The sequence below is a fragment of the Litoribacillus peritrichatus genome, assembly GCF_039537985.1.
In the GTDB taxonomy this organism is placed as follows: domain Bacteria; phylum Pseudomonadota; class Gammaproteobacteria; order Pseudomonadales; family Litoribrevibacteraceae; genus Litoribacillus; species Litoribacillus peritrichatus.
On record NZ_BAABBN010000012.1, the window covers coordinates 582,769 to 607,799 of the forward strand.

Here is a 25,031-nt window from a genome sequence, read left to right on the forward strand (position 1 = left end):
GTGCCATTACTTCTTCGGCAGATGATCCATGAACCAGCGACAAGAAGCTTCCAAAGCATCACTTCGGTCTTCATCCGTTAATAGACAATACAGAGGAACTAAACCAAGAGGCGACAAGGCCATGTAATCCTTATTCTCCAGCACTGTGGCAAAGGTAATTAATGACTTTTTATGCTTCTTTTGTAACCTCAACAGTTGCTCTAACGCTTCAGTTGATTTACCCAGTAAACGAAACGAAGCCGCCAACATCAGAACACAGGCACAATTTACCGAAGATGCCCCTTTGACAAGCTGAATCAGCTCTTCAGTGCGCCCTTTTTCAAAGTAAATTAAAGCCAAAGCCTCCACAATCCAGGGTTGAGGGTTCGTGTCTAATATTATTAAACGTTGGAGATAACTTTGAAGCACTGTCGTTTCGCAGTATTCAGACATTCTATAATACTGATGCTCCAGTAGTATCCAAAACATCTGGTTGGGCTTAAACCGGGAAGGCAACGTAGTATTCGGAGGTAACTTGTTTATTAAGTCATTCGTTGCCAAGTGGCAGCGGTGATAAAATAAAACCTGCAATCTACCTAATATGCTCATGTCTTTTGGATCGTTCGCCTCGTCATCTTCCAGAGGCACAGGAGCCAGATCAATATAGGAATTAAGACAAGCAAGTATTTCCAAGTTATTTAAGAGCAGAGGATACTCACACAAATGTCCGGCCCACTCCTCATTCGAGATTAACCAACGATGCTCTTCAATATCAGTGACAAAGTCCTGTTCGCTGACTGTCCGAAACACTTCATGAGTATTATCCTGATAAAGTTGGAGCCAACGTTTATACAAAGGCTTTACGGCCTTATTCAGAACCAGCTTGGCTTCGCCTTTGAGAATGTGAATGTCGTAGTTACCCACATCATCTTCGAAAGCCAATGCCTGAACCAAAAGGTCAGCATTACGGGTTTTAATATCTACCGGATCGTCACCAGCGTCACAATTATCCATTTCAGGTGGTTGCTCAAAGTCTGCAAACAGGCTTTTCCCTTTGGCTAATACTTCCTGTAAGAATCCAAGTACCGGGTAATCGTCATCATACTTCTTTCTCAATCGCGCCTGCCAAAACTTAGCTCTTGATTTAATTTCTTCTTCGCTGGCCGTCACCCCCATAATACTCATCTCAGTCATGGGCAACTCAATTTGATTTGGATCTGCCCTGAAGGCTTGTTCCAGGTGATGCTTAGCTTGAGTGATGTCACCTTCCTGGCTCAGAATCATTGCCAGACGCTGATGCCCGATGGATTTCAATGAACCGGCATTTTTAAGCTTGGTGAGATCATGAATAAGACGAATTCGAGTGTCATCTTGACGCAGTTCAAAGAGGGCATCCAACAGAAAAGCAATGAAGTCCTCATGCTCATTCCTGAATGATGAAAGTTTCTCTGTGAAAGGTAAGCCAATTCTTACTACCACGTCCTCCAGCCCGTTGACCATGGCATAACCAAAGAGATGCGTTGCTGCTTGAATCGTCCAGTTCGGCTTACCAGACAACTCGGCAAATTGATCTTCATTTAGAGCCTCAAGAGCCATTCCAAATAAGTCTTCAGCCTTAGGAGCCGGGGCATTCAGTAATTGAGGGCAACATTTTTTTAGTTTTTTACCTGATCCGCAAATACAAAAGTCATTGCGCCCCGGTAACTTAATGCCCCGAAATGAAAAGTGATTGGAAGATTTTGGTAAAGCTTCAAACACCAATGACATCAATGCATTGTCTTTGAACTCTGGTGATTCGGCTATGCCAGCCATAAAACGGTCATGATCTTCATGCAACAGAGCTTGACTGAGTTGAAGAGACAAAAGGTTAGTGGATTCATCAATCATGCTCATCAGGTGGTCCTAAGTGTATTGAATCTATTGAAATTAAAGACAAATAGTATCACATAAACAATGCCGATTTTATGATCCAGTTTTAATTGATTACATCCTTTTTCGGGCAAGAAAGCCTCTGTGAAAAAATTCGCACAACATTAAACAGATCACGCCGAAAAAAGGGAGAATGACTATAAACCAATAAGCCATTGTTCACTGTTCTGGCAAAACATTTTATGTGATATTACGGATACTAAAAACCTGAAAAACAGAATGGAGTCTATTGAAATGAAAAGGATTTGGTTAAGTTCGTTGTTTATTATGGCTCAGGGTTGCGCTAGCGTTTCCAATAACACGGTTTCTTCTAATGAAACTTCTAATAATGGAAACCCTCTCGTTGAAAGCACTTCATCCTTGGAACAGTCCTGTGTTGGCAGCCCGGTAATCAATGGCCAACTGGGTTTGAAATTTGACCTGATTAAGGACGAGGAACTGCTCTCAAAAGCACTGGGTGAACCAAACCAAGGGAAACTGTGCCAGGGAAAGGTTTATCAAAGCAATCAAGAAGTCACTATTTATCGCGCCTGGAACAGCACCAACCCCCACAGTCAATTCGGTCAATGGTGGGCGTTTGAGCGGCCCTCCGGTTTAACGGCGGATTATCGAACAGACTACGAAATATGCTACCAATGGTCACCTCTGGACAAAATGGTGAAGTGTACCTTGAAGCCCGGAACCCAAGTGGTGGTAGGAAACGGTCAAAGTGCGAAGTGTTCTGAGTATTTAACATACCCTTCTTCAGAAAAGCAGCAAGTTTTTATAGTGAATGCCGCTGACGCCGTATTGGATTGTAAAGAATATGACAGTGTGATGAGCTGGAAATAAGTCAGCAGAAGACCCATTTTCTTCAGCCTATGACTTCAGGCTTTTCACGCTGATATTTCTGTAGATATGAGAAGATACACATTTAAGCCGAAAAAAGTTAGCGGAGCACGCCTGTGTATTGACGTGAACTCCGCTCATAGACAAGCAAAAGTCAAACGGAGTTACAACACCATGGCCGCAAGCCAGCCAACAACAAAGGAATATTGAAGTGAATAAACGTCGGGATCACAGTATCACGCATGTGATTATGCTGACTCAGAGAATTTTGATAACAGTCTAAAGCCTATGTAACCAGTACTGTGGTCTTCTACGATCATGAGCAACAGCCAGTATTTGAATCACTGAGTCTGTTTCTCTGTAAATGATAGCAAAGGGAAATCGATGCAGAGGTATACGCCGGATATTTGGAGCTCGCTCTACTTTCCTTTGAATTGGTGACTCACAAACCAAATTTAAAACAGCTTCAAGCTCATCAATAAATGCAGAACCAAGCCCCCTAACCTTTGACTCATAGAAGCCAACGGATTCTAAAAGCTCTGCTTCAGCATTAGGGTGAAACTCATAGTTCATTTAGTGAGTGCCCGAGCCTTTTTTAATACCTCATTGCCAGGAATAGGGGTAACCACACCATCGTCAAGTTCATTTGCCCTGTTTTGTGCTTCAGCTAACCAGTCGTCTCTCAGTTCTTGAGGAGTCGGCGTATCAAAGCTCAACACCAATTTCTGAATTAATGAGGCTCGCTCACCTTTCGATAAATGAAGTGCCTCATTTTCAATTTTTTGGAGATCCATATTAAACTCCTATAAATGACTCTTACTATGCATTTTGCCACAGAGTTACCAGCCAAAGCTATTTGCTTAATTCATGGTACAAACAATAATCTCAAGATCACGAGTGTCTTCTTAAACGGGAACGTTTTATTGGCACAAGAAATAAAAAAACTCTACCCAACCCTTAAAGGGTCAAGAGTAGAGTTTTTTCAATGCCATCTATTAGGATAGCTAACTCCAGGCTGCTATGAACGTACACAACATCTGTATTTACGACAACCAGGGTAAAGAACCAATAACCAGTTTAAAGCACCATGGCCGCAAGCCAGCCAGCCAACAACAAAGGAATGTTGAAGTGAATAAACGTCGGGATCACAGTATCACGCATGTGATTATGCTGACCGTCGGCATTCAGGCCAGCGGTTGGGCCTAAAGTGGAATCAGACGCTGGCGAGCCGGCATCCCCCAACGCACCCGCTGTACCAATCAAGGCAATAATCGCTAACGGGCTGAACCCCAACTGTATACAAAGCGGAACATAGATCGCCGCAATGATCGGGATTGTCGAGAAAGAAGAACCAATACCCATGGTTAATAGCAGCCCAACCACCAGTAGTAAAAACGCCGCTAACGCCTGATTTTCGCCAAAGAAACCGGTCGCACCATTCACTAAGGTATCAATGTGCCCTGTTGTTTTGAGTACTTCAGAGAAGCCTGATGCTGCAATCATGATGAAGCCGATTGACGCCATCATTTTAATACCATCGACCAAAACACCTTCGGATTCATTCCAGCGAACTACGCCCGTTGCAGAGAACACAACAAATCCCGCCATCGCGCCCAGCACCATAGAATCCAGCCACAACTGAACCACAAACGCTACGACAATGGCAACCGATGCAACGACTAAAGATTTGGTATTGTAGCTACGCTCAACATGTTCCGTTTTCTCCGTTAAAGCGAGATTGTATTGGCGTTTACCACGATAACTCACCAACATGGCAATAATTAAACCAGTCAACATACCCAAAGCAGGTATCGCCATCGCCTTAACCACAGAAACACCCTCAGTGGCCAAACCGGCATCGGATACTTTGCTTAACAGGATGTCGTTCAAATAGATATTGCCGAAGCCGACCGGTAAAAACATGTACGTCGTCACCAGGCCAAAGGTCAAAACACAAGCCACCAAACGTCGGTCAAGGTGTAATTTGGACATCACCAATAACAATGGCGGAATTAAGATAGGTATGAATGCGATATGGATCGGAATCAGGTTTTGCGAACAAACGGCGGCAATCAACAACATGCCCAATAAGCCATTTTTCAACCAAACCGTCTGAGGGCCGGAAACATCTTTACCCAAACGCTTTAAAATGGCATCGGCCAGCAAATGCGGTAAACCAGATAAAGAAATGGCCACGGCGAAACCACCCAACAAGGCATAGCTTAAAGCGATGTTGGCACCGCCACCGATACCGGTATTAAAAGCGTTGAGCGTGGTTTCAATGTCCAAACCACCCACCAGGCCACCGACAAAAGCGGCAATAATCATCGATAACATCACGTGCATACGCGCCAGACTTAACGCCAACATCAACAACACGGCAACCACGACAGCATTCATTCTCTTATCCTAAATTTTTAGTGAGTTCGAGCACTAGCCAAATACCTGACCAGTCAGAAAGCGCGGCAAGATACCATAGATGGATAAGGTTTGCTTGTGTTGAAGTCAATGAATTCGTAAACGGTCTGATTCTTCGGTCAGGTCTTGAGGGTGAGAGGGAAAAGTGCCATCTCACCCAATCCCCCCAAGATTATTCGTGTTTACAGCGGATTGCTTTGAATCGCGGTTCTTCCCTCCCCTACTCTGTTCGTCCGTTATTCGGGCGTTTCCTCAAAAAGCACAATAGGCTTGTGACTTGGCAAAACAAACCGTTTTGGCACATCCTCTAAAGCAACGATTTCGGATTCAACCAGGCGAGGATTGATCATGCCGTTCGCCAAATCCTGAATCACCTCCGGCATGTAATTTCGAGAAGGGCAAAAGGAAGAGCGAAGGGTAACCCCGGAATAATGCATTTGCCCAATCGGAATCGGCACATCCTCAAAGAAAATCACCACATTCTCACACACAGCGCCTGGTGCCGCAGCCAATAAACATAAGCGCAGTGACTCTGCGCCTTGCCGCTCGTTAACGATCACATCATAAATGGGCGGGAGTTCAATACCATCAACCCAGACAACCGTACTTGCGCCCAGTTCACTCGCCACCGCCAAACGGGTCGGATCATCATCCACGTAGGTGACCAACCCCGCGCCTGCGGCAATGGCCCACTGCACAGCGTAAAGTCCATAACCAGCGTTGCTGGTAATAAGCACTTTTGCTTCTGGTTTATTTCTGACATGAGGAACCACGGTACTCCAGGCATCCGTCAAGGTATCACCAGCGGCAACGGCAGAAATAGGATCAAGGCCATCGGGAATTTTGATCAGCGCATGGTCTGCATACGGAACCCGATAACGTTCGGTGAACATGCCACCAAAGTTTTCTCCGTCCGGCATGCCATAAGCCGGTATCAAGGGGGTTTGTTTGCTATCACAGTTCAGCGGTTTCTTGTTGCTGCATGAAGGACACTCACCGCATGATCTGTGATACGGCACTGCCACGACATCACCAATTTCAAATTCAGTAACCGCCTCGCCTTTATCAATAATTCGGGCAACGGACTCATGGCCAATCGCAAACGGAGGCTCAAACGGGCTTTTGCCAGAAATGATCATATTGTCAACGTAACAGGTGCTGGCCGCAATCGTCTGCACAAGTACTTCGTGATCCGACATTACTTGTGGTTCCTTAATATCACGCCATCCGACTTGATTGATTCCTTCGAAAAATAAACTGCGCATATCTTATCTCCTTGTTTTAGATGCAAATAACGATACGTTTTTGAAAGTAATTCAGGCAAAGCACTTCGTTTAAAACGCCTTTAACGCCCGATCCATCAACGCTTCTTCCGATTGCTTCCAAAATTCAATCGTCGGATGCAATTCGCAATCACCGCGATTCAGCTCAAATTTCTCATCCACCAACTTCTGGGCAACCAGGCCTCGCTTGGACACAAACCCACATTTGAAATAACCCACTGCGGCAATGGAACCATCCGCCTTCACGAATCGAAAGTGCATATAGGCCCACTTCTCATCCCAGCAATCCATTTTGTAATGCACATTAAATTTTTCGAACGGCTTTAATTGCTTTCGATAACTAATCAGCCCGCCCGCTGTCATGGGCTTCCAGCCTAACTTTAAAGCCTTCGCCAAAATGCCCACACGCATTCCCTGCTCGATGATGAGCAAATCCACTAAGGTGGCATACCGGCCATTATTAAGGTGGCCATTGATATCAATGTCGTTAGGCAGAACCCGCAAGGTACGAACCAGCTCATCGGTAGGGCTGATGTTCGATAAAAAATTGCCGCAAATAAAAGCTAAGATCAGGCGTAAATAAAGATTCATAGAGCATTACTTCCTTATAATTTGACTAGTGACTTTAATTTTTAAAGTTACTATAAACAAACATCAATCCGAATTACAAGAGTAACTTTAAAAATTAAAGTGATAATGTTAAATTGTGCTTAAATTCATTGAAGTACGATTGTCTGGAGCTAAACCAAAACTAAGCCATGAATGATATTGATCAATTTTCACACCGCTCTCACTGCCCTCTCGCCAGTTCCCTCGATTTTTTGGGAGACAAGTGGAGTCTTCTGATCGTCCGAGATTTAATTTATAACGGAAAGTGCACCTTCAAGGATTTTCAGGAATCGTCTGAAAAAATGCCTACCAATACTTTGGCTGAACGTTTAAAAAGACTGGAGACGTTAGGCATCATCAGTAAAGAACCCTACCAGGAACGGCCGGTTCGTTATCAATACGCTTTAGCAGAAAAAGGCATGGCATTGATTCCGGCCATTAAAGAAATAGTGCTGTGGGGTCAGAAATACATTGATTCCACAATCACTATTGTTCAGGAGGTTGATGGGGTAGAAACCATGACCCGCCCGGTATCAGTGGATGAAGAAACAAAAAGAGCGTATCTGAAACAATAGTGCCCCATAAAGTAAGCGCACTGACGTTCAGCTTAAACTCAACATTGAAGCTCTGCATCCAAGTGCAGATGATCTTTCTTACCTGTCACCGAAGGGGCAATCATGCCCTCCTTTGAGAGATAAGAAAGCAAGTACTCGACACATTGCGCCACCGAGTTATCGGCCGTATCAAGGGTGATTTCGGGTGAATCAGGGATTTCGTATTTTGAGTCGATGCCAGTGAAGTTCTGAATTTCGCCCGCCCTGGCTTTTTTGTATAAGCCTTTCGCGTCACGGCGTTCGCATACAGCCAGGGGCGTACTGACATAGACTTCAATAAATTCGTTTTCCGGAAACAGCGCTCTCACGAGTTGACGATCACTTTTGAAAGGCGAAATAAAAGCAGACATCACGATTAAACCCGCATCTGTAAACAGTTTAGAGGTTTCACCCACTCTGCGAATATTCTCCACCCGGTCCTGATCACTAAAGCCAAGATCTTTATTAAGACCATGACGGACATTATCCCCGTCCAGCAGAAACGTATGGTAACCAAGCCGATGCAGTGCTTGATCCAACCCGTTGGCAATCGTGGATTTACCGGCACAACTCAATCCGGTGAACCAGAGCAGGCATGGCTTCTGACGCTTTTGTGCCGCTCGTTCTGATTTGGTAACGGTGTGTGCGTGCCAAACGATTTCATTGTTCATAAGATCAGAAACTTCCCACAGACAGACAACACCAAACCTTGGTTTTTCACTAAATCATCCATTAAGCCTGTCCGTTGAATAATCCATTCATTCACAACAATACGTCACCATCATCAATACTTCGCCATCATCAAGACGTCACCATTAATACCTAACAGTGTCGACGAACACTTACTCCCAAGGCCGACGCAGGCGTATGTTGTGATTCCATCGTGTGCCATAAAATGCCAACAAGCTCAACAGTAGCATAATCAAACTTAAGTCCACACTACCGCCGCCACTTCCGCTGCTTCGTATTTGGGTGGTGCCCGGATCTGTTTCACCACCTCCGGCAACATTTACGCCCACGCCGCCCGGATCATTAATGCTGCCATTTGCCAGACCGTCCGCATCATTCGGGCCACCGTCCTCAATGGTCAACTGAACACACCAATCGCCTTCGTTCAATCCAGAACGATAATCCTCTGCTTGTGGTGATGGGCAATGACCTTCTTCACCCGGCGCAGACATAACGCTGTTACTGGCATTTTCTACAAAAGTAAACCAAACACCGTCAAACTTACGGTATATCGCATTCTCGGGTATGGGCTCGCTCTGTGCGATTACGACATTGACACTTTGCCCAATCAAAGGCAACTCGTTAACCACAAAGTCAAAGTAGCCACTGAGGTTATTAAACGAATCTTCCGGCAGTGCCATTTCTTCAGGAAGTGCATCTGTATCCAGTTTGGCACCTCGTCCGTCGTTCGATAAAGCTCGTTCCCCCAAGACCATTTTCACACCAGGATCGGCTTCAAGTAAGAACGAAAATCCATCTTCCGGAGCACTGTTCAGCACATTCGACAGGCTGATTGCATCCAGATAATTCGGTTGGCCATCCTGATCATCATCCGCCCAACCCTCATCAATATCTGCGATGCCATCGTTATCACTGTCTTGAGTTTCACTCAGCGCTGCGAGCGCTTCAACAACCCGGTATGAGAGGTTTACTTCATTGGTTATGGCAGGAGTGCCGTTGTCCGTCACACTTAAAGTCACGCTATAAATGCCTGGAGCTAAGTCAGCAGGATTAAGCTGGCGCTGCAGATCCGTTACAAACGTTGGAGTAACACCATCAGAGAAATCCCATTCTATGGTGTGTTGATCGTTCGGATTCGGATCATTCACCGTAGAAGTAAAGCTCACTAGCCCACCACCTTGTTCGATGATCAGGCGATCTGAACCATTCTGAACCAGGCTCAATCCGACACGTGGCGCTACGTTATCTTCCACAATACTCAACGTATGACGGTTGTTAGCATCAAAATTACCATCGCCCGTCAGTACCACTACCAACGTCTCGATTCCTTCGGTGACGTCATCCTGAGAAATCACAAACGGAATGCCACCAGCAAGTTCGTCCTCTTCAAAAGTCACACTGCCAGCCGTCAGGTTATGATCTTCTGAGTTCGCACTGCCTTCCAACTCATAAGAAATAGTCACCGGATACTCAGGCGCGGCACCGTTCAATATCACTTCAATGCGACCACTGAATCCTTCTCCCACAATCTGACCACTGCTGAGAGAGATCAACGGATGGACATCCACTTGTTGCTGAACTTCTGCCCGGTTACCTGCGGCATCGGTTGCAAACCAGGTTAATTGATGTCGACCCGGCGCTAAGTTCAGAGACGATTCGCCGAGTAAATTGACGGCCACCTCACCATCCAGGCCATCAACCGCAGTCGGGATGTCAAAACCGGACACTTGGGTTAATAATCCAGTGGCATTGAATTCCAAAGGTTCAGGAGACGCAATGACCGGAGCCTGATCATCAAGTAACGGGTTACTCGATTGAAGTGCTTCTTCAAGATTACTCAAACCATCATTATCAGCATCTTCTGCGGCATCAGCCGAATTAAACGGGTTAAAGCCATTCGCAAGCTCAAATTCATCACTCATACCGTCGTTATCGTCGTCAGTATCTTCGTGATTGGCGATGCCATCGGTGTCATTATCACCGACCACCTCAATCGAGAAAGCAGCCAGTTCCGCATTAAATTCGCCATCACTGACCTGCACCACAATATCAGCATAAACACCTGCATCCCCCACCGTAGGAGAACCCTGCAATTCACCTGTGCTTGGATCAAGCGTTAACCAGCCAGGAAGATTACTGGCCGTAGTGGTCAGTGAGTCATTATCAACATCCGAAATCAAAGGCGTAAAACGATAATCCCCGCCTTCCAAAACAGTGGTCAACGGTGTACCAGAAATCACCGGCGTATCATTTACGCTGGAGATCTGTATCGTCACTGTCGCTGTGTTCGACACCCCTCCTTCGTTATCACTCACGGAGTAACGGAAAGTATCTACACCGTTAAAATCAGCATTCGGAGTATAAGTCGCCACACCCGTACTGGTGTCAATCGTAACGGAGCCATTGTCCGGCTGAGTAAGCGCCAGACTGGTCACCGATTCCGGCGGTAAACTCTCAGATTGGGCCAATGCAATACTGGCTGGATCTAAGCTGCCGTCAACGTCCTGATCGTTCGCTAATAAGTCAATGGTCACCGACGAATCCTCTTCCGTAACGGCGCTGTCATTGTTCGCAATTGGTAAATCGTTTACCGCATCGACGGTAATGGTAACTGTAGCCACATTTGAAGTACTTCCTTCAATGTCACTGATGGTATAACTGAAGCTGTCATTACCGCCAAAATCTGCCACTGGCGTGTAATGCAACAGCCCGTTAATCAGGCTGACACTGCCATGAGCAGGCATACTGACAATCACCAAACTGGAAGCATCCAAATCGCTATCAATATCATTGTCATTGCCTGCAACGTTGATATCGAAGCTGGTATCTTCGAGCAGTACAGCAATATCATCACTGGCAACAGGCGCATCATTGACCCCCTGTACGGTCACCGTAACCTCAGTTGCTGCCGAGACCGCATTTTCAGCGTCTTTCACTGTGTATGTGAAGGTATCTGAACCAAAGAAGTTGTCATTCGGTGTATAAATGATGGAGCCATCCGTTTGAGCTTCCGCCAATCCATTCGATGGTTGAGCTACAGTCGTAACGCTGCTTGCAACCAGTTGACCGTCCACATCCGTATCATTATGCAATACTGAAATTGTAACCGCCGTGTCTTCGTTGGTGGTAGCAGTATCACTTTGTGTCGTAGGCGCATCGTTGGCGCCCGATACATTAATGCTTACGATAGCAGTATTCGACTCCAGACCGGCATTGTCATCCACTTTGTAGCTGAAAATGTCACTGCCGTTATAATTGGCTTCTGGTGTATAGATAACTTTTCCATCTGCAACACTTGCCTGGCCATGTTCCGGCTGTATCGTTACCGTTAAGCTCTGAAGGTTGATATCACTCGCACCATCGACATCCAGGTCGTTCGCCAACACATCGACAGTTAACGAATTATCCTCGATGACCGCTGCAGCATCATTCACCGCCACTGGCGCATCGTTCACGTTGTTCACGGTTACTGTCACGGTCGTTGGCGCTGACGTATTCCCTTGCAAATCATTGACAATATAAGCAAAGGTATCGACACCGTTATAGTCAGAGGTTGGCGTGTAGGTAATAAAACCATTGGCGGTGTTAATACTGGTGACACCGTTCGTTGCGGCAGTATAGATGCTGACACTGGCCGGATTCAACGTACCTCCTGGCCCCTGATCATTACTTAACACGTCAATTTGAATACTGTTGTCTTCATCGACGGTCGCCACATCGCTGCTTGTCTCATTATCGTCATTGCTAATGATCACGGTTTGTTGCTGAGTACCCTGCTCACTGACAGAGCCACCACTGACCCCTGAAATATCTACAATGATGGTTTCATCACTTTCCTCAGTGCTGTCTTGAACCGCAGTCAAAGTAACGGTACCTGTCGTTTGACCGGCCGTGACGGTAATAGCATCTGCCGACTTGGTATAGTCACTGGCGCTGGCGGTACCGGCATATTCCAAACTGATGACAACATCTTCAAAGGTCGGCTTGTTCAGGATCGCAGTTAAGGTACTGGTGCCCGCTTCCGCGATAGAACTGTTACTTACCAACAACGTAACGGTTGCGGTGTCATCATCTGTGATGGTCACGGTTTGCTGTTGGGTATTATTTTCACTGGCGAAACCACCATTTACCCCAGTGATGTCAACAATGATGGTTTCATTCGCTTCGACTAAGGTGTCCGACGTAGCCACCAAAGTAGCCGTACTGGTCGTTTGACCGGCAACAATGGTTATGGTGTCTGCCGGTGTTACATAATCACTGCCGTTGGTTGCGGTACCGGTATAGCCCAGACTGACAACCACCGCTTCAAACGTGGCTTTATCCAGAGACGCTGTCAAAGTACTGGAGCCTGCCGTTTCACCGATGGTACTGGCGCTTACCGTTAACGAGACAACCGAGCTGTCATCATCAATAATGGTCACCGTCTGCTGTTGCGTACCGCTTTCATTGGCAGAGCCACCACTTACACCTGAGATATCAGCGATGATGGTCTCATCCGCTTCAACATCAGAATCGGACAGCGCCGTCAAAGTGACCGAACCACTGGTTTGACCTGCTGCAATGGTAATCGAGCCTGCGGGGGTCACGTAATCAGTGCCACTGCTTGCAGTACCGGTATAACTCAAACTCACAACCACGTCTTCAATTGTTACTTTATCCAAAGTTGCAGTTAAGATACTTGAGCCAGACGCTTCTGCTATGGAGCTACTGCTGGCTGTTAATGTGACGGCTACCGTGTCATCATCCAAGATGGTCACCGTTTTTTGTTGCAGGCCACTTTCACTGGCGGAACCGCCGTTCACCCCGGTCACATCCACAATGATGGTTTCATCCGTTTCTATTGCGGGATCTGATATTGCCGTTAAGGTAGCAGAGCCTGTGGTTTGGCCTGCACTGATGGTAATGGCCCCGGCTGGCGTCGCATAATCGCTGCCACTTGTTGCCGTGCCGGTATAGCCCAGGCTGACCGTCACATCTTCGAACGTTGCTTTATCTAGGGTCGCTGTTAAAGTGCTGGTGCCCGCCGCTTCCGCAATGGCGCTGGTGCTGACCGCCAAAGTAACGACAGCACTGTCATCATCTGTGATGGTAACGGTTTGCTGTTGGGTATTATTTTCACTGGCGAAACCACCAGTTACCCCGGTGATGTCAACAATGATGGTTTCATTCGCCTCTACCAAGGTATCCGAAGTCGTGATCAAGGCAATCGTATTGGTAGTTTGACCTGCGGCGATGGTTATAGAGTCGGCCTGTGTGAGGTAATCACTGCCATGAGTAGCCGTTCCGGTATAGCCCAAACTTACGACAACCGGTTCAAACGTGGCTTTATCCAGAGTCACTGTCAAAGTACTGGAGCCTGCCGTTTCGCCAATGGTACTGGCGCTTACCGTTAACGAGACAACCGTGCTGTCGTCATCAATAATGGTCACCGTCTGCTGTTGCGTACCGTTTTCATTGGCAGAGCCACCACTTACACCTGAGATATCAGCAATAATGGTCTCATCCGCTTCAACAGCAGTGTCCGAAGTCGCCGTCAAAGTGACTGAGCCACTGGTTTGACCTGCTGCAATGGTAATCGAGCCTGCGGGGGTCACATAATCAGTGCCGCTGCTTGCAGTACCAGTATAACTCAAACTCACAACCACATCTTCAATCGTTATTTTATCCAAGGTTGCCGTTAAAGTGCTGGTGCCCGCCGCTTCTGCCATGGAGCTACTGCTGGCTGTTAATGTGACGGCTACCGTGTCATCATCCAAGATGGTCACCGTTTTTTGTTGCGAGCCACTTTCACTGGCAGAGCCGCCACTCACCCCGGTGACATCGACTATGACAGTTTCATCCGTTTCTATAGAAGAGTCCGACGTTGCGGTCAGAATGACTGAGCCTGAAGTTTGGCCTGCAGTAATAGTTATGGAACCTGCAGATACTGCGTAATCACTGCCACTGGTTGCCGTGCCGGTATACCCCAGGCTGACAGTCACATCTTCGAACGTTACTTTGTCCAAGTTAGCAATTATTGTGCTGGTGCCTGCAGCTTCAGCAATTGAACTGTCACTAACCGTTAATGTGACGAGCGCGCTGTCGTCGTCAGTGATTATGACCGTTTGCTGCTGGGTTCCGCTCTCACTGGCAGAACCGCCACTCACCCCAGTGATATCAACCACGACGGTTTCGCTCGCTTCGACCAAAGTATCGGACGTTGCCGTCAAAGTGGCCGAACCTGAGATTTGACCTGTCGTAATGGTAATGGAAGTGGCCGGGGTTGCGTAATCAATGCCACTGCTGGCAGTACCGGTATAACCTAAACTAACCGTCACATCTTCAAAGCTCACTTTATCTAAGGTCGCAGTTAAGATGCTGGTGCCCGCCGCTTCCGTAACTGAACTGGTACTGGCCGTTAAAGTAACGGCGATGCTGTCGTCATCTGTGATGGTCACCGTTTGCTGCTGAGAGCCACTCTCACTGGCGGAGCCACCATTCACTCCAGTGATATCGATCACAATGGATTCACCGGTTTCTACCAAGGTATCAGAGATCGCCGTCAAAGTTGCCGTGCCCGAAGTTTGCCCGGCGGTAATCGTAATGGCGCCAGCCGAAGCCGTGTAATCACTGCCGCTGCTGGCAGTACCGGTATAACCGAGAGTGACCGTCACTTCTTCAAAGGTCACTTTATCCAAGGTCGCTGTTAAGGTACTGGAGCCCGCAGCTTCCGCAATAGTACTGGCACTGGCAGCCAGAGTGACAGCGACGTTGTCGTCGTCAATGATAGACACCGTCTGCTGTTGAGAACCACTTTCACTGGCGGAGCCACCACTCACGCCGGTGATATCCACCACGATCGTTTCAACCACTTCAACGGAGGCATCCGACGTTGCTGTCACGGTAGCCGTACCTGAGGTTTGACCCGCTGTAATGGTGATGGAAGCAGTCGACGCTACATAGTCACTGCCGCTGGTGGCTGTGCCGGAATAACCGAGATTGATCGTCACGTCTTCAAAGGTCACTTTGTCCAATGAAGCAGTTAAAGTGCTGATGCCCGAGGCTTCTGCAATCGAGCTGGAGCTGGCCGCTAAGGTGACAGCCACACTGTCATCATCGGTGATGGTCACCGTTTGCTGCTGAACACCGTCCTCCAGTACATTATTGGTCGCGCCGCCTACGATAGTGTCTATATCAATGATCAGAGTTTCATTGGTTTCCACCAGCGTATCCGACGTGATGGTCACCACTGTAGTACTTTGGCTCTGGCTTGCTGGAATAAGAATGCTGGTTGCTCCCGCAACGTAGTCCGTACCGTTTGTAGCCGTACCGCTGTATACCAGATTAACGGTTATATCCGCGCCTGCGGGCATAGTTGAAGTGGCCGTCAAAGTGACACTGCCGTTTGTCTCCGACACCGTATTAGTACTGGCAGTCAAGCTGATAACAGGGGTTAAGGTTTTGCTGAATTGACTGGCCGCACTGTTGCTATTTCCTGCCGTGTCGGTAGCAACGCCTGCAGAAACATCCAGAGTGACTATTCCTTCTTGGGCTGGCGTCACCTCAACACTGTATTCACTGCTGCTGTTAGCCACAAAGTTATTCAGGCTGCCATTATTAGCGGTTATGTCGGTAATAATGAAGTTATCAACCGCTTCACTAAACGTCAGTGTCGCAGTGAAAACACCATTCGCAGCCGCTGAGCCACCAGTGATCGTCAATGTAGGTGAGGTATTATCATAGGTAACGCTGTATTGAGTCGCTGCAACGTTTCCGTTACCAGACACATCAAAAGCTGTGTTAGCCGCAATATCGAGTGTTACCGAACCATCAGCCGTAGGCGTTACTAACACCGTATAAACGGAACCACTGGTTGCTGCAAAGTTACTTAGAGACGCGTTTGCAGCGCTGATATCAGAAACATCAAAACCAGTGACATTTTCACCGAAGGTCATAGTTGCAGTAAACGGCGCATTTTGTGGTGTCGCCGCCGCACTGATCGACAATGAAGGAGCAATTGAATCATAAGTCACTGAGTGCTGAGCTGCGGTGTTGCTATTTCCTGTTGCATCTGTAGCCACAGATGAAGCCACATTCAGGGTCACCGCGCCCTGATTTGTTGGAGTAACAGTTACCTTATACACTGAAGCGCTGGTAGCACTGAAACTTGAAAGTGTGGCATTAGAAGCCGAAATGTCACCAATCACGAAGCCCGTAACGTCTTCACTGAAAGTGATAGTCGCTTCAAAAGCGGCATTGATATTGTCATTCACCACGTCCGTTATCGCCACAGAGGGCTGAGTGTTGTCCACGCTAAAGGTGGTTGCAGGCCCCGCTGAAGGCGCTGTTTCAGTTCCGTTTCTAGCACTCCCCGCAGCAATACTAAAACCTAACGTACCATCACCACTGATATTACTGAGTGTCACCGTTGGCGTACTGGTATCCCCGTTTGTTACAGTGACTGTGGCATTTGTGCCAGTGTTATTGAGCGTAATATCCGAATCAGTGAGGTTTACCGTCTCAGAGTCGGAATAAGTAACTGTATAAGTGACGGGGCCGGTGTTGGTTGCACTGGTACTCGGAGAAGAAATCACCAAACTTGGAGTCACCGTTGCCGGGGTTGCTGTATATTCCCGCAGCAATTGCGTAGCGGCGGTATTTTTCACCAAACCATTCACAGAGTCATCCGCCACATTGGCAGCCACATCCACAGTCACATTCCCATCCGCAGAAGGAGTAATATCCACTGTATAAGTATCTCCGCTGCCGCTGAAGTTTGAGGCAGAGCCATTACCCACAGTGATATCACCCACCACAAAATTCACCACCGGCCGGCTGAAGAAAATACTCACCGGAATGGGGGAAGTACTGGTGGGTGTGGATGCAGTCGAAGACAAAACCACTCCTAACTGATCCACCACCAAAGTAGCGCTCGCTGCATCTGTTGTGGTGTTGCTGCTGTTCACCGTCGCCGACATCGAGCTGCTGACACTGATGTAGTTACCTTCACTCGCAGCAACGGGTACCGTCACTGTCACATCAAAGGTACAGCTTTCGCCCGGGAGCAGTTCGCCACCGGAGAAACTCAAATTAGCCGTTCCACTCATAGCAGAACTCGCACCACAGGGGGTGGTTGGCAACGAAGTCGCTGCCAAAGAAGTAATGACCGACGCCAGATTATCAGAGAACTGCATGCTGGTTGCGGCCAAGGCCGTAGCGGCATTGGTGATGGTATACCGGAGTATGGTCGTGTCTCCGGGTAAAACAGGGTTAGTCACAAAGGTTTTGCTCAGAGCCAATCCACTGATCACCAATGTATCGCTTGCTGTGGCTGAAGAAACGGACTTCGCGGAAGTTGTGGCTGTAACAGTAGAGCTGGTTAATGTGGCAGTCCCAGGCGCGGCACCGGCTGGTACTGACATAGTGATAGAAAACGTACAACTATCCCCCGGTGACAGAGTCGCACTACTTAAAGTAAATAGAGACGAACCATTATCCGTAAAACTTGAGCCACTGCCGCAAATGTCATTTTGTGAAGAGGGCGTTGCCGTCATGCCGGTTAAAGCCGCAGGCAAGTCCACAGTAAAACCCACGCCAGTGGCATCTGCCGTCGCGTTAGCACTGTAAGTGAGAGTGAAATCGGTCGTAACGGTTGAATCTGGTGTAGTCGATTCTTCGTTGATGGAAAGTTGCAAGGCCGGAGCCGCCACCACTACCAGAGTATCAGAAGCCGCTAGACCATAAACAGTAGCACCGGATACTGTTGCTGAAGGAATACTTGTGGTAAACGCGTAACTGCCAGGCGTTACACCCGCCTGTGCGGTCATAATCACATCAAAGGTACAATTAGCACCAGCTGCCAGATTGGCCCCACTGATGTTCAAAAACGTATGAGTGCCATCATTTGTGCTGGTAAATGTTGAGCCAGAGCCACAAGAGTTAGCCACTGGCAGCGTTTTAATCACTGTCCCGGCCAGAGAGTCATCAATCTTTTGAGTTAAGGCAATGCTGCTGGCAGCGTTATCTGGATCGGTATTGGTGATCACAAACCGTTGCGTGAAATCTTCTGAAGCACTGACAGGGTCATCAATAAATAGGTTAGTGATGGTGGGCGCCTTTTTAATCACCAAATTATTGCTGATTGCGGGTTTAGTCGTCGCAGAATCCAGCGTCAGGTTTACTGAACTGGTGGTATTAGTGTAAGTCCCCGCTGCGGCATTTGCCGGAACAAGTACCGTCACGTCAAAGGTGCATGAAGCCTCCGAAGCAAGGTTTGCGCCTGCCACTGTAATAGTAGAAGACCCCGTTAAGGTTGATCCACTTCCACAAAAGCCATCGGCAGGTAACGCCGTCGCCGTTAATCCACTGAGTGTGGCATTTAAATCATTCGTGAATGTAATGTCGCTGGCCGTATTTAATCGATCCAGGTTATTGATAGTAAACGACAGAGTGATTGAGCTGCCCGGTGACGCAGACGCCGGAAAGTTAGCAAACAGAAAGGAATTTTCCACACCCAACTGACTGCTTGCCGACCCACTGGGATTCGCACCGTTCTGGCTTAAATCGCCGGTTTCGGTGGTGTAACTGCCCGTTGTGTTTGTGCTGACATTCACACTGATGGTACAGGTGGAGCCAGCCGCGACATGACCATACTGCAGTTGTATCGAATCAGTCTCCGGAGCAGCGGTCATGACAGGGGTTGGAACCAGGCCTCCACTACAGGTGTTTACAATGTTAGGGTCTGCTGAAACCAATAAATTGGTGGGTAAAGTATGGGAAAAAGTTAAAAGATCGGCCTTGCTGCCATTCAAACTGTTATCAATGGTATAGGTCAAAGTGCTGGTACCACCCGGGGCTATCGTAGCCGGTGAAAAGGCCATTGAAAAACCGGGACGGGCAGCATCAACAGTCAGCGTAGCACTCGCCGCTCCTACACTGCCCTCACTGGTCGATAAAGTACCGGTGGTGTTGACATGAGAACCGGGAGTACTGCTGGTAACGTTAACCCTGAAGGTACAAGTACTGCCTAAGCCCAACCGGTAATCGCTGAAGGTAATGGTACTACTGCCCGCAGTTGCCGTAAAAGTGCCATCAGTACAGGTATTTAAAACATCGGGCGCAGCCGCAATCGTCACTCCCGCTGGCAGAGTATTAGTGAAAGCCAGATCACTGACCCCCACAGAATTGGCTGAATTGTCGATGGTATATGTCATGGTACTGACAGTACCAGGCCCCATTGTGGTCGGGGAAAACGCCACAGAGAACGTCGGTGTTGCAGCGTAGACACTGAAACTGCTTAAACTGATTGCGAGTAATACCAGTGCGGACAAACATCTTTTAAGCATTATCTTCATACGAACATTCACGCTGCAATTCCATTTAGAAGTTAAGTTCACAGTCCGGAATACTCTAATCACGCCGACCAAGAGGCGGAACAGAACACACAGAAGCAACCCATCGAATATTCATCAGGCTTAACAACAGCAACAACATAAACCCGATGGCTCCCCCGCTGCTTTTCTTACTTGTATCAGTGTTATCGCTATTGCTGACATTGTTACTATCACTGGCAGTAGTGCCTACCCCGCCAGGATCATGAATACGGCCATTCGCCACACCATCTGCATCATTAGGGCCACCATCTTCAATGGTCAGTTGCACGCACCAATCACCTTCATTCAGGCCTGTACGATAAGCGCTGCTCTGAGGAGAAGGACAACTGCCTTCACTTCCGGGAGCCGACATCACTTCATTGCCAGCGTCTTCCACAAAGTCAAACCACACCCCGTCACCAAATTTACGGTAAACCGCATCGGCCGGAATGGCCGCGCGTTGTGGCAGAACCACATTAACGCTCTGACCAGATTCAGTCAGACCATTCACAACAAAATCAAAATACCCGCTGACATTTGTGACGCTGTCTGCCGAGATTTTCAAACGCTCAGGTAACTGTTCCAAATTTAGTTGCGCACCGTATCCACCATTGGCTAATGCCCGCTCGCCAAGCATCATCTTAAGGCCAGGGTCGGATTCAATCAGGAAGGCTAGTCCATCTTCGGATGTTTCACTGATCACGTTATCCATCGCAACAGGGTCGAGATAATTGGGTTGGCCGTCCTGATCATCGTCAGCAAAGCCCTCCACCAGATCTGAGATTCCATCGCCATCACTGTCCTGAGACGTCAGTGTTCGAAGTTCATCAACGATACGATAGGTCAGACTGGTTACATTACTGAGCGATGGCGAGCCATTATCATTGACAGCCACAGTTACAGAGTAAGTACCCGGTACTATGCCGGATGGCTCAATCTGACGCTGTAATTCATTAACAACAATCGGCGTAACACCGTTGGAGAATTCCCACTCTAAGGTATGCTGATCGTTCAGATTGGAATCACTGACCATTGCGGTGAAGTCCACCAAACCTGAACCCTGCTCAATGATTAGTACGTTGGAATCATTCTGACTCACCTTCAATGTAATGCTCGGCGCTACATTACTTTCAGTGATCGTCGTGATGTGACTGGTCTTATTGCCAAAGTTACCGGAACCGATCAGATTAACTTCGATGGTTTCATTGCCTTCGGAACGAGTATCCTCATGTATAACAAAGGTAATGTCTTTAGAGAACATCCTTTGTTCAGAACCATTCGGCTCAGAATCGCTTTGTTCAAAATCGTTCTCTTCAAAATCACTTTCTACAAAAGTAATGCTGCCCGAACTCAGCGTATGATCTTCATCTTCAACGCCCGGCCCCGTTGCATTACCCGACACTCCAAAGGATACGGTTAATGGGTATTCCGGCGGCTCACCATTAAGAATAACCTGAACCCGACTTTCAGCGCCTTCTGCCTGAGTTTGGTCCGGGCTAATCGAGATAAGCGGATGAATAGACAAGGATTGGCGAGCTTCACTTCGGTTACCCGCTGCATCCACGGCATACCAAATTAACTCATGGTGACCAGGCATTAAATGAGACTCGATAGAACTATCTAAGTGCACTTCTACATCACCATCCAATGCATCATGTGCCGTAGGAACAACCAGATCTGAAACCGAGGTCAATAAACCTGTGGCATTTATTTCCAAATCTTGCGGTTGAGCAAAGACCGGCGGCTGATCATCCAGGTTGGTTAATTGTTCATCGGCAGCAACACCTGTAGATGAGAGTACGGTTGCGCCATTAAGCACAAGTTCATCCACCGATATGCCTTTAAAATTTTCTAACCCTGGCGCCAATACATAGTTAAAGATTAACGCGGACGTGCCACTGCCACTGACATATTCAGCAACCACCTGTGTACCTCCGATGGTCAGATAAAGTAACGGTGTGCCGTCTACAACAACATCCTGGCTGTAATGCAGGGTGATGTTTAAAGAATCACCAGCAACGTAAGTCTTGGCATAGGGAACGGTAACCCTGACAATACTCGCTGTGTTGGCCATATTTAAAGAAATGCCACTGCTATCGGCAATATTCTGCAAATTCAGATCCTGCCAATTTGAAAAAGCAAAATTAGCGCCTTCATCATAATATTGGCCGCTGGATGTCATATTCATCAACGCAATACCGTTTGCGGCCTTATCTAGCGGCGTGATCACATAATCAAACTGCCAATGTGTTTGCTCACCAGAATCAGAAACATAGCTGGCTTTAACCTCTCGCCCGTTATCCAAAGAAATATTCAATTCTGTATTGTCTGTATTGGTGCTCAAAACTTTCTGATCAAAATGCACTGTGAAGGAAAGTGTATTTCCAATCAGATAGTCGCCACTGGCAGGCACATCCACATGAGTTACCTTTGGTACCGCTGATCTTCCGACCAGAACTTCAGAGGCATCATTACCTAATGCTGTCACCTTAATTAAGCCATTGTTAACAAAAGAGGTGTTACTGACAGTGAGTTCATGGCTCCCTGAGCTGTAGTCATTTCGGCCGTCTAATGTACCAATGAAGATCGTATTATTTAGGTTTAAATTGCCCACAGTGATGCCGTTAGAAACATCATCAGACTCAGTCAGGATATGTGTAAACCGTATTTCACCTTGGTTAGACGATTCAGCCTCCAGTAAATACTCGTTATTGCCTATTTCTATCGCCAGTTGTGGTGCTCCGCCCGCCATTGCAATACTGGTCACTCTTCCCCACCGGAGTGTATAAACCAGCTTATCCCCTGGCTGGTAGTTGCCCTCGGGAGGTAAATTCGCTGTATTACCGTGAACAATCTTTATTGCTGGTAACGGATTCACATCTTCAAGGTTTAAATTAGCGGCTTGGCCAGCCCCGTTGGTTACCTTGAAGTCCTGAAAACCTGCTAATGCGACACCATCTAAGTCAAAGTCCTGATGTGTAGGCGTATAGGAAAAAATAACATCGGTTCCACTGATGCGCTGGAATTGTGCATAAGCGTTGCCTGAATCCAGTGCAAGAACTAAGAACCCATGATCACCTGCCTCTTCCTCGCCACTCACATCAAGCTGAAGTGATGCGTCCGAATCAACCTGAATCGCACCTGAAAAAGACACCACAAATTCAAGGTTGTCATTGTTGTCGTAATAACCTGCAGCTGGCCCAGTGACAGACTGAATAGAAGGTTGCGAAGCAACACCGGTTAAGGAAAAGCAGAACAGAAAAAAAACAATCCCTAATTTTAACGAAAGCATCGGGCATTTCGACTTATGACGACGCTCGTTAACATCAAAGTACTCGGAAATAACTGACAGCATAAGTAAGGTGTCCTTCCAAAAAAAAGAGCAATGAATAAACAACCACTAATTAAGTGGCATTAGCGCTTTAAGCTCTTTCAATACTTTTTTCAGAGAACTTAATTCCCGATGAATTGCTTCAATTTCGCTGTCTTTTTCTTTCAATTGCTTATTTAATTCCTGAATCGACGCCATGGATACCCCAACCGCATCAACCATCGCAATTTTATCGGTGGTATTGCCATTTAGGCCAAAGGCCTCATGAAAATCTTCGGACATCACGCCCATATGCTCTATGGATTGGTCAGCATCGGACTTATAGCGCCAGCGCGTCATTTCCAGCTTACTTAGTTTCTCCAGCACTTCTGTACCATTAACGGCTTCTTTGATGTCTTTCAAAGCTCTGGATGAGGCAAAATGACACTGCTCCGTACCGTCACTCTTTTTACCGCACACTTTTTCCTGTGCCCTGATAAACCCGTCCTGCCGTACAGTAAATTGAACATCATTGTTATAAGCGAACTCCAGGTAATTCGTTCCAGCGTTTTCTTTAATTGTCCATGAACCCAAATCAAGAGCAGCGAGCGTCCCACCCGCAGTCCCTAAACAAGTTGAAGGACTGGTTGAATTAGTACAGATATCCCCTGTTGCTGTTACAGTGCTTACAGTTGTAACAGCCCCTGAAGCATTCACGTTAAAAACGGAAGTACCGAGATTATGAATATCAAAAAGCGCACTTGGCAAAAAGCCATTATCAATATTCACCCCAAGATACCCGAGCGGACTAACAATTAACGCATGATTGTTAGAGTTTGAAGGGTGGGCAATATCAAACAAACCATCCGGTGTCGTGGTTTCAAAGCCTACATCACCATCTGAGGCAACATGAATACTGGCATTAGGAGCTCCGGCAGAAATTCTTAGAGGGAGCGCTCCGTTGTTTGTAACATCACGAACAAAGAAATTAGACTCATTTCCCGATACGTCCCAGATTTGTTCAGCAAACCCCCCTGAACCATCTTGATGTAATCTAAGCGCTGGGCTGTTGCCATCTTGTGTATGAAGTTCCACTAATGGCGTTGAAGTACCAAAGCCAACATTGCCTGCCCCTGTAACATAAATACTATGATTCGGCGCACTTTGGAGAATAGTAAAGGGTACCGTCCCTGCATCAAGTTCTTCAATACTAAATTTATTGAGCCCACCATTAACAGAATCATTAACGGTAATTTGCCAATCTATGGTTGGGAAACTACTGCTGGAGCTGGTATCTATGAACCGGATTCGCAGATTATTTTCTTTTAGACGGATCGTATCAAAACCAAAAGTTTCGCCGATAGCACAATCAAACCCGGAACATATACTACCAACCACCACCAAGTCATCTTGAATTTGTTGATCAGAAACGGCAGCCAAACTCAAACCTAAACCAGATACAACAATTAACTTTTTAAACGCCATGTTCATACTTAGTATTCCTCTGCCAGGTCAGGGTTTACCACTTGGCCATCCTGAATTAAAAATCGCTTTGATTCGATGACTTTCATGTAGGTGGACGCAGGTTTCACGTTGGCATCACGACCGTTATTAAGCGTCTGAGCATTCATTCGTGAAGACGGCTTCACCGCTACTTCAGATAAAATTTTGTAGGTATAATAGCCATCATCAAACCCCTCAGCCGTTTCAAAAATGCCATTTTCACTGTTGAGCTGGGTGCCATCGTCACTATTTAATTGCACACTGGAATAACTTTCGGGCAACTGTAAAACAGTGATTCCATCCGAACCGCCACTCACCGTTGCAGCGATACTGCTGGATGAAAACAACAGACTTACAACCAAAAGAACACCAGTAAACGCTCTAAAAGCCGAGTTCACTAAATAATGAAATACGATAGCCATAACCATTCATTCTCTTTGATTTTTTTATTTCACCGAGCCATTCAATGTAAACTTTTAAGTATTTTTCGCATTACCCAAAAGTTCAATTACAGGCTATTACATTCAAGTAAATCTTC

13 protein-coding genes are annotated in these 25,031 nt (G+C 47.0%); 2 read left to right on the top strand and 11 right to left on the bottom strand.

The window, feature by feature from the left end; genetic code table 11:
• Nucleotides 1-6: 6 nt before the first annotated feature.
• Nucleotides 7-1,872 carry an SEC-C metal-binding domain-containing protein gene (locus tag ABD744_RS19245; RefSeq protein ID WP_344800206.1) on the bottom strand — a complete coding sequence of 622 codons (1,866 nt, stop codon included), beginning with the start codon at nt 1,870-1,872 and terminating at the stop codon, nt 7-9.
• A gap of 270 nt (nt 1,873-2,142) precedes the next feature.
• Between ABD744_RS19245 and ABD744_RS19250 the strand changes: the two genes are divergently transcribed.
• The gene (locus ABD744_RS19250) at nt 2,143-2,739 is read left to right on the top strand and encodes a hypothetical protein (protein ID WP_344800207.1); all 597 of its coding nucleotides are present in this window, start codon (nt 2,143-2,145) and stop codon (nt 2,737-2,739) included.
• A 276-nt stretch (nt 2,740-3,015) separates the two neighbouring features.
• Here the strand turns inward: ABD744_RS19250 and ABD744_RS19255 are convergent, their stop codons facing one another.
• The 5 genes from ABD744_RS19255 to ABD744_RS19275 all read right to left on the bottom strand — a co-directional run bounded on the left by ABD744_RS19255 (nt 3,016) and on the right by ABD744_RS19275 (nt 7,028).
• A complete protein-coding gene (locus ABD744_RS19255) occupies nt 3,016-3,309 on the bottom strand; it encodes a type II toxin-antitoxin system RelE/ParE family toxin (RefSeq protein WP_344800209.1) in 294 nt (97 codons plus the stop codon).
• Entirely contained in the window at nt 3,306-3,530 is a 225-nt protein-coding gene (locus tag ABD744_RS19260; protein WP_344800210.1) for an addiction module protein, read from the bottom strand. Before ABD744_RS19260 ends, ABD744_RS19255 begins: the two co-directional genes overlap by 4 nt.
• 283 nt (nt 3,531-3,813) lie before the next feature.
• Nucleotides 3,814-5,136, bottom strand: a complete 1,323-nt coding sequence (locus tag ABD744_RS19265; RefSeq protein WP_344800211.1) for a Na+/H+ antiporter family protein — start codon at nt 5,134-5,136, stop codon at nt 3,814-3,816.
• Between the two features lie 254 nt (nt 5,137-5,390).
• Nucleotides 5,391-6,419 (bottom strand): zinc-dependent alcohol dehydrogenase, encoded by a 1,029-nt coding sequence (locus tag ABD744_RS19270; RefSeq protein WP_344800212.1) that lies wholly within the window; start codon nt 6,417-6,419, stop codon nt 5,391-5,393.
• Between the two features lie 69 nt (nt 6,420-6,488).
• Nucleotides 6,489-7,028, bottom strand: coding sequence for a thioesterase family protein (locus tag ABD744_RS19275; protein ID WP_344800214.1), 540 nt, complete (start codon nt 7,026-7,028; stop codon nt 6,489-6,491).
• 167 nt (nt 7,029-7,195) lie between these two features.
• Here ABD744_RS19275 and ABD744_RS19280 point away from each other — a divergent pair, with 167 nt between their 5' ends.
• A complete protein-coding gene (locus tag ABD744_RS19280) occupies nt 7,196-7,621 on the top strand; it encodes a winged helix-turn-helix transcriptional regulator (protein WP_344800215.1) in 426 nt (141 codons plus the stop codon).
• A 38-nt stretch (nt 7,622-7,659) separates the two neighbouring features.
• On the opposite strand, the gene cysC is transcribed toward ABD744_RS19280, so the two are convergent.
• The 5 genes from cysC to ABD744_RS19305 form a co-directional block, all read right to left on the bottom strand.
• On the bottom strand, nt 7,660-8,310 hold the full coding sequence (cysC, locus tag ABD744_RS19285) for an adenylyl-sulfate kinase (protein ID WP_344800216.1): 651 nt from the start codon (nt 8,308-8,310) through the stop codon (nt 7,660-7,662).
• 171 nt (nt 8,311-8,481) lie between these two features.
• Entirely contained in the window at nt 8,482-19,653 is an 11,172-nt protein-coding gene (locus ABD744_RS19290) for a beta strand repeat-containing protein (RefSeq protein ID WP_344800217.1), read from the bottom strand.
• Between the two features lie 64 nt (nt 19,654-19,717).
• A complete protein-coding gene (locus ABD744_RS19295) occupies nt 19,718-23,035 on the bottom strand; it encodes a choice-of-anchor U domain-containing protein (protein ID WP_344800218.1) in 3,318 nt (1,105 codons plus the stop codon).
• Nucleotides 23,036-23,080: 45 nt separating this feature from the next.
• Nucleotides 23,081-24,481 carry a tail fiber domain-containing protein gene (locus ABD744_RS19300; protein ID WP_344800219.1) on the bottom strand — a complete coding sequence of 467 codons (1,401 nt, stop codon included), beginning with the start codon at nt 24,479-24,481 and terminating at the stop codon, nt 23,081-23,083.
• A gap of 2 nt (nt 24,482-24,483) precedes the next feature.
• The gene (locus tag ABD744_RS19305; RefSeq protein WP_344800220.1) at nt 24,484-24,915 is read right to left on the bottom strand and encodes a hypothetical protein; all 432 of its coding nucleotides are present in this window, start codon (nt 24,913-24,915) and stop codon (nt 24,484-24,486) included.
• Nucleotides 24,916-25,031 lie beyond the last annotated feature (116 nt).

Excerpts from the sequence above, each read along its gene's own strand:
- ABD744_RS19245 (WP_344800206.1), bottom strand. The coding sequence starts at position 1,872 with ATGAGCATGATTGATGAATCCACTAACCTTTTGTCTCTTCAACTCAGT.
- ABD744_RS19250 (WP_344800207.1), top strand. The coding sequence starts at position 2,143 with ATGAAAAGGATTTGGTTAAGTTCGTTGTTTATTATGGCTCAGGGTTGC.
- ABD744_RS19255 (WP_344800209.1), bottom strand. The coding sequence starts at position 3,309 with ATGAACTATGAGTTTCACCCTAATGCTGAAGCAGAGCTTTTAGAATCC.
- ABD744_RS19260 (WP_344800210.1), bottom strand. The coding sequence starts at position 3,530 with ATGGATCTCCAAAAAATTGAAAATGAGGCACTTCATTTATCGAAAGGT.
- ABD744_RS19265 (WP_344800211.1), bottom strand. The coding sequence starts at position 5,136 with ATGAATGCTGTCGTGGTTGCCGTGTTGTTGATGTTGGCGTTAAGTCTG.
- ABD744_RS19270 (WP_344800212.1), bottom strand. The coding sequence starts at position 6,419 with ATGCGCAGTTTATTTTTCGAAGGAATCAATCAAGTCGGATGGCGTGAT.
- ABD744_RS19275 (WP_344800214.1), bottom strand. The coding sequence starts at position 7,028 with ATGAATCTTTATTTACGCCTGATCTTAGCTTTTATTTGCGGCAATTTT.
- ABD744_RS19280 (WP_344800215.1), top strand. The coding sequence starts at position 7,196 with ATGAATGATATTGATCAATTTTCACACCGCTCTCACTGCCCTCTCGCC.
- cysC (WP_344800216.1), bottom strand. The coding sequence starts at position 8,310 with ATGAACAATGAAATCGTTTGGCACGCACACACCGTTACCAAATCAGAA.
- ABD744_RS19290 (WP_344800217.1), bottom strand. The coding sequence starts at position 19,653 with ATGCTTAAAAGATGTTTGTCCGCACTGGTATTACTCGCAATCAGTTTA.
- ABD744_RS19295 (WP_344800218.1), bottom strand. The coding sequence starts at position 23,035 with ATGCTGTCAGTTATTTCCGAGTACTTTGATGTTAACGAGCGTCGTCAT.
- ABD744_RS19300 (WP_344800219.1), bottom strand. The coding sequence starts at position 24,481 with ATGAACATGGCGTTTAAAAAGTTAATTGTTGTATCTGGTTTAGGTTTG.
- ABD744_RS19305 (WP_344800220.1), bottom strand. The coding sequence starts at position 24,915 with ATGGCTATCGTATTTCATTATTTAGTGAACTCGGCTTTTAGAGCGTTT.